Source organism: Nitrosomonas sp. Nm132, from assembly GCF_900100485.1.
In the GTDB taxonomy this organism is placed as follows: domain Bacteria; phylum Pseudomonadota; class Gammaproteobacteria; order Burkholderiales; family Nitrosomonadaceae; genus Nitrosomonas.
Map to the genome: position 1 here is coordinate 1 of NZ_FNDH01000055.1, position 12,962 is coordinate 12,962.

Annotated in this window: 9 protein-coding genes, 1 tRNA gene and 1 pseudogene; 10 read left to right on the forward strand and 1 reads right to left on the reverse strand. The window is 42.5% G+C overall.

All coding sequences use genetic code 11. The annotated features are described in order from the left end of the window. The 10 genes and pseudogenes from BLP80_RS13085 to rpoC form a co-directional block, all read left to right on the forward strand. A pseudogene (locus tag BLP80_RS13085) lies at positions 1-96 on the forward strand (elongation factor Tu); the annotation flags it as partial. Between the two features lie 84 nt (positions 97-180). Next, a tRNA-Trp gene (locus BLP80_RS13090) sits at positions 181-256 on the forward strand. Between the two features lie 183 nt (positions 257-439). Beyond that, complete coding sequence (secE, locus tag BLP80_RS13095) at positions 440-784, forward strand: preprotein translocase subunit SecE (RefSeq protein ID WP_090543946.1); 345 nt, start codon at positions 440-442, stop codon at positions 782-784. 21 nt (positions 785-805) lie between these two features. Next, complete coding sequence (gene nusG, locus BLP80_RS13100; RefSeq protein WP_090543948.1) at positions 806-1,339, forward strand: transcription termination/antitermination protein NusG; 534 nt, start codon at positions 806-808, stop codon at positions 1,337-1,339. Between the two features lie 108 nt (positions 1,340-1,447). Then, on the forward strand, positions 1,448-1,879 hold the full coding sequence (gene rplK, locus BLP80_RS13105; RefSeq protein WP_090543949.1) for a 50S ribosomal protein L11: 432 nt from the start codon (positions 1,448-1,450) through the stop codon (positions 1,877-1,879). A 1-nt stretch (position 1,880) separates the two neighbouring features. Beyond that, positions 1,881-2,576, forward strand: a complete 696-nt coding sequence (rplA, locus tag BLP80_RS13110) for a 50S ribosomal protein L1 (RefSeq protein ID WP_090543951.1) — start codon at positions 1,881-1,883, stop codon at positions 2,574-2,576. A gap of 310 nt (positions 2,577-2,886) precedes the next feature. Then, positions 2,887-3,402 (forward strand): 50S ribosomal protein L10, encoded by a 516-nt coding sequence (rplJ, locus tag BLP80_RS13115; RefSeq protein ID WP_090543952.1) that lies wholly within the window; start codon positions 2,887-2,889, stop codon positions 3,400-3,402. A gap of 78 nt (positions 3,403-3,480) precedes the next feature. Beyond that, a complete protein-coding gene (gene rplL / locus BLP80_RS13120) occupies positions 3,481-3,855 on the forward strand; it encodes a 50S ribosomal protein L7/L12 (RefSeq protein ID WP_090543955.1) in 375 nt (124 codons plus the stop codon). Between the two features lie 186 nt (positions 3,856-4,041). After that, positions 4,042-8,115, forward strand: coding sequence for a DNA-directed RNA polymerase subunit beta (rpoB, locus tag BLP80_RS13125; RefSeq protein ID WP_090543957.1), 4,074 nt, complete (start codon positions 4,042-4,044; stop codon positions 8,113-8,115). Between the two features lie 52 nt (positions 8,116-8,167). Continuing rightward, on the forward strand, positions 8,168-12,421 hold the full coding sequence (gene rpoC / locus BLP80_RS13130) for a DNA-directed RNA polymerase subunit beta' (protein ID WP_090543959.1): 4,254 nt from the start codon (positions 8,168-8,170) through the stop codon (positions 12,419-12,421). A 254-nt stretch (positions 12,422-12,675) separates the two neighbouring features. Here rpoC and BLP80_RS15970 read toward each other — a convergent pair. Beyond that, a partial coding sequence (locus BLP80_RS15970; RefSeq protein ID WP_218120455.1) for a hypothetical protein occupies positions 12,676-12,962 on the reverse strand: 287 nt, incomplete at its 5' end.

The window sequence follows — 12,962 nt, forward strand, 5'->3', positions numbered from 1 at the left end:
ATTGCACCAATTGCGATGGAGGAGGGGTTGCGTTTTGCAATTCGTGAGGGTGGTAGAACTGTTGGGGCTGGTGTCGTAGCTAAAATTATTGAGTAAAAATCGTGTTCAATTTTGTTCTGTAGTAATGTGCTTGTACAATAAAATGTAAGGCTGGGGTATAAATATTGGTGTGTAGAAAATAGGCCAGTAGCTCAATTGGCAGAGCGTCGGTCTCCAAAACCGAAGGCTGGGGGTTCGATGCCCTCCTGGCCTGCCAGAATTGAATTCAGCTTTTAAGATAAGTAAGAGAGGGGGAAATAGGTTTTAATTTTTGGCTGAGAAGAAAGCTTGTATTCAAACAAAGATTGCTAGTACAGCTTAGTGAGCTGTGTTTGTCAGTTTTAAATTGGAAATTATTAGAAAGACAAATGAATTGTCTATTGCCTAGGGTGGTGTTTGAGTGAACAAATTTAAGCTGGTGCTGGCTATTTTATCGATAGTAGCCGGCGTTGTGGGTTTTTACTATTTGCGCGATAGCGCGATGGTTATTCGCTTATTGCTTTTGTTGTTGGGTTTGTTTTTAGCAATCACAATAGCTTGGTTTACTGATCAGGGCAAGCAGTTTTATGTATTTAGCAGGGAGTCAATTGAGGAGACGAGAAAGGTAGTTTGGCCTAGCCGGAAAGAAACGATACAAACCGCGGGGGTGGTGTTTGCTTTTGTTGTTGCCATGGCAGTTTTTTTGTGGCTAGTGGATACCGGATTGATGGCGGTTGTAAGGCATGTAATGGATCAAGAGGGTTAGATATATGGCCCGGGTGGTAGAATGAACAAAAAATGGTATGTGATTCATGCATATTCTGGCTTTGAAAATAGTGTCAAGCGTGCATTGCAGGAGCGTATCGTCCGTGCCGGAATGGAGGATAAATTCGGTCAAATCCTGGTTCCTGTAGAAGAGGTTATGGAAATCAAGGGAGGGCAAAAAAATATTAGTGAAAGGAAATTTTTTCCTGGGTATGTGTTGATTGAAATGGAAATGACAGATGAAACTTGGCATTTGGTTAAACATACGGCCAAGGTTAGTGGTTTCGTGGGCGGCTCTTTAATGAGGCCGACGCCAATCAGTCAAAAGGAAGTACAGAGCATACTTGAGCAAATTCAAGAGGGTGTGGAAAAACCTAAGCCTAAAATACTTTTCGAAATTGGTGAGGCGGTGCGTGTCAAAGAAGGACCTTTCACAGACTTCCACGGAAATGTTGAAGATGTTAATTATGACAAAAGTAAACTACGGGTGTCTGTTTCCATTTTTGGTCGTCCCACACCTATTGAATTAGACTTTGATCAAGTCGAAAAATCCTAGCTCCCGATAAAAGATTGCTAAATTCAGAAGGTGAAAGTTGTTATTGTTTTGTATTGAGACGGGGAGAATGTTGTAAACATTCGGTAAAACCCAAAAAGGAGAATAATTTTGGCAAAAAAGATTATCGGCTATATCAAGCTACAGATACCGGCTGGAAAGGCTAATCCAAGCCCTCCAATCGGTCCTGCTCTTGGGCAGCGCCAGCTTAATATCATGGAGTTTTGTAAGGCATTTAATGCAGCTACGCAGAAGATGGAGCCAGGTTTGCCTGTGCCGGTAATCATAACTGCTTATGCGGATAAAAGCTTTACCTTTATCATGAAAACAACGCCCGCGTCAGTGCTAATTAAGAAAGCTGCGGGTATAAATAAAGGAAGTTCTAAGCCTCATATCGATAAAGTAGGGAAATTGAGTCGTAATCAAGCGGAAGAAATAGCTAAATTAAAAATGCCAGATTTAACTGCAGCAGATATTAATGCTGCGGTACGTACTATTGCTGGCAGTGCGAGAAGTATGGGCGTGGAAGTGGAGGAGCTATAAAATGGCACACATTTCTAAACGATATAAGGCGATAGACAAAAAGATAGATCGCAATAAAACCTACTCATTAGCAGAGGCCATTGCTCTTATAAAAGAAACGGCAACAGCAAAATTTGATGAATCTGTTGATGTCGCAATTAATTTAGGGATTGATGCAAGAAAATCAGATCAGGCTGTACGTGGATCGGTGGTTTTGCCGGAAGGTACAGGGAAAGTTGTGCGTGTCGCTGTTTTTGCACAAGGAGATAAAGCTAAAGAAGCACTAGAGGCAGGTGCAGATATTGTTGGTTTTGAGGATCTTGCAGAGCGGATCAAAGCAGGAGAGATTAACTTTGATGTTGCTATCGCTAGCCCAGACGCGATGCGTATTGTTGGTCAGTTGGGACAAATACTAGGTCCAAGAGGGTTAATGCCTAATCCAAAAGTAGGCACGGTAACGCCGGATGTTTCAGTTGCTGTAAAGAATGCTAAAGCAGGGCAAGTACAGTTTCGAGCTGATAAAGCGGGCATCGTGCATTGTACTGTTGGTAGGGCATCATTTGAAATCGATGCGCTAAAGAAAAATATCTTGGCGTTAGTAGATGCGCTTAATAAATCTAAACCGTCTGCCTCTAAGGGGGCATACCTAAGACGTGTGACTCTTTCCAGCACTATGGGAGTGGGGGTTCGAGTTGATCAAACGGGTTTAGGGCATTAATTTATAGACTTTGGGCTATTGACGCTTTAGGTCAGTAGGTTATCAAAGACCGTTGGGGTTTCATGCGTGCTGTTGGAATTAAGATTAAATAATCTAATTTGCTAGCTTGAAGCTTAATTACCAAAGAATTATCGACCGAGTTTAATAAGAGTTTGTTATATTCGGTATATACCTGAAAGGTTCCCGGCGCAGATGGCGTATCCAGAACAGGGTTTATTGTTTTCTCCTGAATAAAGATCGCCGCTTTTTAGAATGGAAAATATCGTGATTATTCCGATATGACTCCAGCGTTAAATGTGGAGAATGTATCTTGAGTCTTAATCTTGAGCAGAAAAAAGCAATAGTTACTGAGGTTGGCGCTCAAATAGCTGGTGCGCAAGCAATTATTCTTGCGGAATATCGTGGATTGGAAGTTAGTAAATTTACGCAATTGCGAGCTAAAGCACGCGAGTGTGGAATATATTTTCGTGTGATCAAGAATTCGTTTGTGCGTCGTGCGGTAATGAACACGCCGTATTCTAGTCTTGCTGATCAAATGGTAGGTCCCTTGGCATATGGTATCGGACGTGATCCGGTAGCTACTGCCAAAGTGCTTCATGAGTTTGCAAAAAATAATGATAAATTTGTCATTATAGCTGGCGCAATGGCGGGAACCGTCCTGTCTAGCAAGGATGTTGCGGCTTTAGCAAATCTACCAAGCAGAGATGAATTGCTATCCAAACTGATGGGAACGTTACAAGCGCCTATAACCAAGTTTGTTAGAACACTTAATGAAGTGCCTACCAAATTTGTACGAGGGTTAGCTGCGATACGCGATCAGAAATAATTTTTTCAAATTAAGAAAGTGAATTATTTATTCATCTCTAAATTTAATCAGAATTTCATTTATTGTTAGGAGAGGAAAATGGCTATAGCCAAAGAAGAAATTTTAGACGCAATTGCTAATATGACAGTGTTAGAGCTGTCTGAGCTAATCAAGAATATGGAAGAGAAGTTTGGTGTTTCTGCTGCTGCTGCTATCGCAGTTGCCGCACCTGCTGCTTCTGCAGCGCCAGCAGCAGAAGAGCAAACTGAATTTTCTGTGGTATTGACTTCTGCGGGTGATAACAAGGTGAATGTAATTAAAGTAGTTCGTGCAGTAACAGGTCTCGGTTTGAAGGAGGCTAAAGACTTGGTTGATGGCGCTCCAAAAGTGGTAAAAGAAGGGATTGCCAAGGCTGATGCGGAGGCAATCCAGAAACAGCTTACTGAAGCTGGAGCTGGCTGCGAGATTAAATAATATTCTCGTTGAGAAAGTACTGGCTGGCAGAGAGAAAATATACTGCCGGCCTTTACTTTCTTTGATAATTTGAATTTTATTGCATACCTATTTATTGTACCAAGCATTTACTACGGTAGCCAGTAAATGATTATTTGGATAAATACGGCTATTTAATCCTCAATCTTCTGCGCCTGGAGAAAATTGATGAACTATTCGTTCACCGAAAAAAAACGTATCCGAAAAAGTTTTGCTAAACGTGCTAGTGTTTTACCAATTCCTTTTCTTCTCGCAACTCAACTTGAATCGTACGCAGCTTTTTTACAAGAGAAAGTCGCGCCTAATAAGCGTGCTAATCAAGGGTTGCAGGCAGCGTTTAATTCAATTTTTCCAATTGAGAGCCATTCAAAAAATGCTCGACTTGATTTTATTAGTTACTCCCTAGGCGTGCCTGCATTCGATGTTAAAGAATGCCAGCAACGTGGCTTAACTTATGCATCCCCTTTGCGTGCCAAAGTTCGCTTAACCATTTTAGATAAAGAGATTTCTAAACCAACAGTAAAAGAAGTCAAGGAGCAAGAAGTATACATGGGAGAGATTCCTCTCATGACAGATACTGGATCATTTATTGTAAATGGGACGGAACGAGTAATTGTTTCTCAACTGCATCGTTCTCCTGGAGTGTTTTTCGAACACGATCGCGGAAAAACACATTCATCGGGTAAGTTGCTTTTTTCTGCGCGTATTATTCCTTATCGTGGTTCTTGGTTAGATTTTGAATTTGACCCTAAAGATTATGTATATTTCCGCATTGACCGTCGCCGTAAAATGCCGGTGACGACTTTATTGAAAGCAATGGGTTGTACACCAGAACAAATTCTTACTGATTTTTTTGTATTTGATCATTTTTATTTTTCTAAAAGTGAAATCTTGTTTGATTTGGTGCCTGAGCGTTTACGAGGCGAAGTAGCGAGCTTTGATATTACTGATGACAAAGGTAAAGTGATCGTTCAGAAAGATAAACGTATTACAGCAAAACACATTCGAGAATTGCTGCAAATCGGTATAAATCAGATCGCAGTTCCAGAAGAGTTTTTGATTGGCAAGATCCTGGCACAAAATATTGTAGATAAGGAAACAGGTGAGATTCTAGCATTAGCTAACGATGAAATTACCGATGCTATACTTGGAAAAATAAGGCAGCTCGACATTGAAAAAATAAGTACGCTTTATATAAATGATCTTAATTATGGTCCTTTTATTTCTCAAACATTAAGAATAGATGAAACCATTGATCAAGCGGCTGCTCTAGTAGCAATTTATCGGATGATGCGCCCAGGTGAGCCGCCAACCGAAGAAGCTGTTAGCACGCTATTTAACGGGCTATTTTATTCGGCTGAGCGCTACGATTTGTCGGTTGTCGGGCGGATGAAATTTAATCGTCGAGTTGGGAGATCTGAGTTAACAGGTTCTTCGACCTTATCCCATCAAGATATTATTGATGTAATCAAAATATTAGTAGAGCTACGTAATGGTCGTGGAGAGATAGATGACATTGATCACTTAGGAAACCGTCGTGTGCGTTCAGTTGGAGAGCTAGCTGAGAATCAGTTTAGAGCTGGATTAGCCCGAGTTGAGAGAGCAGTTAAAGAGCGACTCAGTCAGGCGGAATCAGAAAACCTTATGCCTCATGATTTAATCAATGCTAAACCAGTATCTGCTGCTGCTCGTGAATTTTTTGGCTCCAGCCAATTATCCCAGTTTATGGATCAAACGAATCCTTTATCAGAGGTTACGCATAAGCGACGCATTTCAGCTTTGGGTCCGGGCGGTTTAACACGTGAACGGGCAGGCTTCGAAGTACGAGATGTGCATCCGACTCATTATGGGCGTGTATGTCCTATTGAAACACCAGAAGGACCCAATATTGGTCTGATTAATTCGCTGGCCCTTTACGCACAAACTAATGAATATGGATTTATTGAAACACCGTACAGAAAAGTAGTAGATGGAAAAGTTACCGATGAGATCGCTTATCTTTCTGCTATTGAAGAAAGCCAGTACATGATAGCTCAAGCGAATGCAAAGCTAGATTTGGAGGGACGATTCGTAGATGAAATCGTTTCGTGTCGCCAGAAGAATGAATTTACCTTGGCTCCTAAGGATCAAATTGAGTATGTGGATGTCGCACCTGCTCAAATTGTATCCGTTGCAGCTTCATTAATTCCATTTCTAGAGCATGATGATGCCAACCGCGCCTTGATGGGTTCTAATATGCAGCGTCAAGCAGTTCCTTGTTTACGTGCAGAGAAGTCACTGGTGGGAACGGGAATCGAACGAGTTGTTGCAGTCCACTCTGGAACTGCTGTGAGAGCGGTGCGTGGAGGGGTGGTTGATTACGTGGATGCCAACCGTATCGTAGTGCGCGTGCACGATACTGAAACAAGAGCAGGAGAGGTGGGCGTGGATATCTATAATCTGATCAAATATATCCGCTCAAATCAGAATACAAATATTAATCAGCGTCCGCTGGTAAAAGTGGGTGATGTTCTGACATGCGACGATGTCATCGCCGATGGTGCCTCGACCGACTTGGGCGAGCTTGCATTAGGGCAAAATATGCTGGTGGCGTTTATGCCATGGAATGGATATAACTTTGAAGACTCCATTCTAATTTCTGAACATGTCGTATCTGATGATCGTTTCACCTCAATTCATATTGAGGAATTATCAGTGGTAAGTCGTGATACTAAACTTGGTACAGAAGAAATTACTGCTGATATTCCGAATTTATCTGAGCGCCAGCTTGTCCGTCTGGATGAATCTGGGATTGTTTATATCGGTGCTGAAGTAGAAGCAGGTGATGTATTGGTCGGCAAAGTTACTCCGAAGGGTGAAACACAGTTAACCCCGGAAGAGAAGCTATTACGAGCAATTTTTGGTGAAAAGGCATCTGATGTTAAAGATACTTCCTTGCGAGTACCTTCTGGTATATCGGGGACCGTAATTGATGTACAAGTATTTACCCGTGAAGGGGTAGAACGGGACAAGCGTTCCAGGAAAATTATCGATGATGAGCTAGATCGCTATAAAAAAGATCTGGCTGATCAGATGCGCATAGTGGAGGCCGATGCATTTATGCGCATAGAGCGTTTGCTCATTGGTAAGGCAGCAACCGGTGGACCTAAAAAACTCGCTAAAGGGACGCTCATTACGAAAGAATATCTGGAGAGTATCGATCCTCACTATTGGTTTGATATCCGTCTGGTTGATGAGGAAACGAGTGTCCAGCTGGAGCAATTAAAAGATAGCATGGCACAGAAGCAGAAAATGTTTGATATTGCTTTTGATGAGAAAAGGAAAAAGCTCACACAAGGTGATGAACTGCCCCCCGGTGTGCAGAAAATGGTCAAAGTCTATGTTGCGGTTAAGAGGCGTTTGCAACCGGGAGACAAAATGGCCGGTCGTCATGGAAATAAAGGGGTCATTTCAAGAATAGTACCTGTAGAGGACATGCCTTATATGGCCGATGGCACCCCTGTTGATATTGTGTTGAATCCTTTAGGTGTTCCATCGCGGATGAATGTAGGGCAAATATTGGAAGTTCATTTGGGATGGGCATCAAAAGGATTGGGCAAGAAGATCGATGAAATGTTACGCAAGCAAAGCGAAATTGCAGAGCTAAGAGCATATCTCGATAAAATCTATAATAGCAGCGGTAAAAAAGAAGATATTGCCTCATTAAATGACAAGGAACTACGGGAGCTCGCAAAAAATTTAGTTGAAGGTGTGCCTTTTGCTACACCTGTTTTTGATGGTGCTACAGAAGCCGAAATAAAGGATATGCTTGAATTAGCTGGTCTGCCAAGATCGGGGCAAGTTACGCTTTATGACGGTAGAACGGGTGCTGCCTTCGATCGTTCTGTTACGGTAGGCTATATGCATGTACTTAAGCTGCACCACTTGGTTGATGACAAAATGCATGCTCGTTCTACAGGCCCCTATAGTTTAGTCACGCAGCAACCGCTGGGTGGTAAGGCTCAGTTTGGTGGTCAACGTTTTGGTGAAATGGAGGTGTGGGCGTTGGAAGCATATGGCGCTGCCTACACATTACAGGAAATGCTGACCGTTAAGTCAGATGATGTAAATGGACGTACCAAGGTATATGAGAGTATTGTCAAGGGCGATCACAAAATAGATGCGGGAATGCCAGAATCTTTTAATGTATTAGTAAAAGAAATTCGATCTCTGGGTATGGATATTGATTTGGAACAACATTGAAATCTTGATTGAAGATGTTTTATGCCGACCTATAGATTAATGGGGGTGACAGATGAAAGCGTTGCTTGATTTATTTAAACAAGTTACTCAGAAAGAAGAGTTTGATTCAATTAAAATTGGTCTTTCCTCTCCAGAAAAAATACGTTCTTGGTCGTACGGTGAAGTAAAAAAACCAGAAACGATAAACTATCGTACCTTTAAACCAGAGAGGGATGGGTTGTTCTGTGCCAAGATTTTTGGTCCAGTAAAAGACTATGAATGTTTATGTGGAAAATATAAACGATTAAAACATCGAGGCGTGATTTGTGAGAAATGCAGGGTAGAAGTAACTTTATCTAAAGTTCGGCGCGAACGCATGGGGCACATTGAATTAGCATCTCCAGTAGCGCATATCTGGTTTCTGAAGTCACTGCCGTCGCGCTTGGGATTAGTATTAGACATGACATTACGGGATATTGAGCGTGTGCTCTATTTCGAAGCTTATGTCGTAACCGATCCAGGCATGACTCCACTAGTTCGCGGTCAATTGCTGACAGAGGATGATTATCTTAATAAGACAGAAAGTTACGGAGATGATTTTTCTGCAGGCATTGGTGCAGAAGGCATTCGTGATTTATTGGGCTATATGGATATCGTTGCGGAAATTGATTCTCTCCGTCGCGAAATGCAGAGCACTGGATCCGAAACCAAGCTAAAAAAAATAGCTAAGCGATTGAAAGTACTTGAAGCATTTAATAAATCAGGGATGAAGCCGGAATGGATGATATTGACGGTATTGCCGGTACTGCCACCAGAATTGAGACCACTTGTGCCATTGGATGGAGGTCGTTTTGCGACCTCTGACTTAAATGATTTATATCGCCGTGTGATTAACCGGAATAATCGGCTGAAGCGTTTGCTCGAGCTCAGAGCGCCAGAAATCATTGTGCGCAATGAAAAACGTATGTTGCAAGAGTCAGTTGATTCGCTTCTTGACAACGGGCGTCGTGGTAAGGCTATGACAGGGGCCAACAAACGCCCATTAAAGTCACTTGCGGATATGATTAAAGGTAAGGGAGGGCGATTCCGTCAGAATCTGCTGGGTAAACGTGTCGATTATTCTGGTCGATCAGTTATTGTGGTTGGTCCTCAGCTTAAATTACATCAATGCGGCTTACCGAAAAAAATGGCTCTTGAATTGTTTAAGCCATTTATTTTCAACAGACTGGAAACTATGGGTATTGCCAGCACCATTAAGGCAGCCAAGCGAGAGGTGGAGAATGAGAGTCCAGTAGTGTGGGATATACTGGAGGAAGTTATCCGAGAGCATCCAGTAATGCTAAACCGAGCGCCAACACTTCACCGCTTGGGTATTCAGGCGTTTGAGCCTGTGTTAATCGAAGGCAAGGCAATTCAACTGCATCCTCTGGTTTGTGCTGCATTTAATGCAGATTTTGATGGGGATCAGATGGCCGTTCATGTTCCATTATCACTTGAAGCGCAAATGGAATGTCGTACCTTGATGATGTCAACTAATAACGTTCTGTCTCCGGCTAACGGGGATCCTATTATCGTACCCTCGCAAGACATTGTGCTCGGCTTGTACTATATGACTCGGGAAAAGATCAATGCCCGGGGCGAGGGTATGTTGTTCCAGGATGTCGCGGAGGTATTGCGTGCGTATGAAAATCATGCGGTTGAGCTCAATGCGAGAATAGTAGTAAGAATAAAGGAAACCGAAAAAGGTAAGGAAGACGATAAGCAAGCCGAAAAAATAACTCGTTATGAAACGACAGTAGGTCGTGCGTTATTATCGGAAATCTTGCCAGAAGGACTTCCTTTTTCTCTGATTAATAAGGTGCTCAAGAAAAAGGAAATTTCGAAGCTTATCAATGCTAGCTTTCGTTTATGTGGGCTACGTGAAACAGTTATTTTTGCGGATAAGCTCATGTACTCGGGTTTTTCCTATGCCACTCGAGGCGGCATCTCCATTTGCGCGGATGATTTGCGTACGCCCGTTCAGAAAAATGACATCATAAGCACCGCAGAGAAGGAGGTACAAGAAATAGCAGCTCAATATACATCAGGTTTGGTAACTCAAGGTGAGCGCTATAACAAAGTAGTCGATATTTGGGGGCGTGCCGGTGATCAGGTTGCTAAAGCGATGATGGATCAATTAAGCGTTGAGCCTGTATACGATCCATTAACTGGAGAAATGAGGCAAGATGAAAATGGCAAACCTATCATGCAGGAATCATTTAATTCAATTTATATGATGGCTGATTCAGGTGCGCGTGGTTCAGCAGCTCAGATTCGTCAGCTTTCGGGGATGCGTGGGCTAATGGCCAAGCCTGACGGCTCTATAATTGAGACACCGATTACAGCTAATTTTCGTGAGGGTCTAAATGTTCTGCAGTATTTTATTTCTACTCATGGTGCGCGGAAGGGACTTGCTGATACAGCATTAAAAACGGCAAATTCTGGCTATCTCACTCGCCGCTTGGTGGACGTTACTCAGGATCTCGTTATCACTGAGGAGGACTGCGGTACAGATAATGGCGTTGTAATGAAAGCATTGATTGAAGGTGGTGAGGTTATTGAGGCGTTGCGAGAGCGGATACTTGGTCGAGTAACCGCACAGGACGTAGTTAACCCAGAGAATCAGGAGACTATTTATCATGCTGGCGTTCTGCTTGATGAAGATGCCGTTGAAAGAATTGAGTCTTGTGGGGTTGATGAAGTTAAAGTGCGCACTCCGCTTACCTGTGCAACTCGCTACGGATTATGCATCATGTGCTATGGGCGCGATCTAGGGCGTGGAACAGCAGTAAACGTTGGTGAGGCAGTAGGTGTTATTGCGGCACAATCTATTGGCGAACCAGGAACCCAGTTGACTATGCGAACATTCCATATTGGTGGTGCCGCTTCTAGAACAGTGGTGGTGAGTCAAGTTGAGAGTAAATCAAATGGTGTGATTCATTATTCCCCTACGATGCGCTATGTAAAAAATGCTCGTGGCGAGTTGATAGTCATCTCTCGTAGTGGAGAGGCGATCGTGTACGATGAAAACGGGCGTGAGCGCGAGCGTCATAAAGTGCCTTATGGAGCAACGCTGTTGGTGCATGATGGTGAAGCGGTAAAAGTGGGTAAAGTGTTGACAACATGGGATCCGCATACTCGTCCCATTATTGCAGAGTATAGTGGTAGGGTACGCTTCGAGAATGTTGAAGAAGGCGTAACGGTAGCAAAACAAATTGATGATATAACAGGTTTATCCACACTCGTTGTAATAGATCCCAAGCGTCGCGGTGCTACGCAAACTAAGGGATTGCGTCCATTGGTTAAGTTTTTGGATGAAGAAGAAAAAGAGATTAAGATTGCGGGGAGTGATTTGCCGGTTAGCATTACATTCCAAATTGGTTCTATTATTTCTGTACGTGATGGACAGCAAGTAAGTGTTGGAGAAGTATTAGCTCGTATTCCACAGGAAACCTCGAAAACACGTGATATTACAGGTGGATTGCCACGTGTGGCGGAGTTATTTGAAGCTAGATCACCAAAGGATGCGGGTCTTTTAGCAGAGGTTACTGGAACGGTATCTTTTGGTAAAGATACTAAAGGAAAACAACGCCTTGTCATAACAGATCTCGATAATATTTCACATGAATATCTGATTCCAAAGGATAAGCATGTTATGGCCCATGATGGTCAAGTAGTCAATAAAGGTGAGACTATCGTTGATGGACCAGCCGAGCCACAAGACATACTACGTCTTCAGGGGGTAGAGGCATTAGCGCGGTATATTACTGACGAAGTACAAGATGTTTATCGTCTACAAGGTGTAAGGATAAACGATAAGCATATTGAGGTGATTGTTCGGCAGATGTTGCGTCGTGTACAAATTACTGATGCAGGAGATTCATCTTTCATTCCTGGTGAACAAGTTGAACGTGCAGATGTGCTAGCGGAGAATGAGAAACTGCTTGCCGAGAATAAAGCTCCTGCCACATATGAATACATGCTACTTGGTATTACTAAAGCATCGCTCTCAACAGATTCGTTTATCTCTGCTGCTTCCTTTCAAGAGACAACCCGTGTTCTTACAGAGGCGGCAATTATGGGAAAAAGAGACGATCTGCGTGGATTAAAAGAAAATGTTATTGTAGGAAGGCTCATTCCAGCAGGAACAGGATTGTCATTTCATAATATCCGTAAGAAGCAAAAGCTATCATCAAATACTAATATAAGCGCTCATTTACCTGAAAAAGCTACAGAAGGAACAGATAATGAATCTATAGTTACAAATAATGATCTATCCTTAAGGTAGGATTTGAGCAGGTATATTGACTCATGCGTATTTAGCTTGTATGCGGGATAATTTTAGTTATCCTCATACAAGCTGTTATGTTAAGTTGCCTACTTATAATGGTGATAGCTCAGTTATAGAATCTGGATAAGTAGCTAAATACTACTCGTATCTTTAAGGCGTGAGCAGTCCAAATTAAATGGCGGGTAACAGATCAATAATAACAAGTGAGACGATGGTTCTGAAACGGGGTGATTAAACAACATATTCTAATTTCAATAGAAATCATAATTTCCATGTCTAAGTAATAAATTCTTACCCAAAATTCTTGACATAGCTGTGGTTGAGAAAGTAGGCTTGCTGAGTTTCAGTGCAGGAATAAGAGGTAGTGGTTTTATGCTCAGGCTATCGAGAGGGATGGGTAGCGCGTATTTGCAAGGGCGTAAATGGATAACAATATAAGATAAGAAGGAGAGAGGAATGGATGCCCGAGGATGGCTGAAGGGGTTAGTAGTGGCATGTGGAGTAATGTTTGCGGGGGCATTGCATGCGAACATATCGA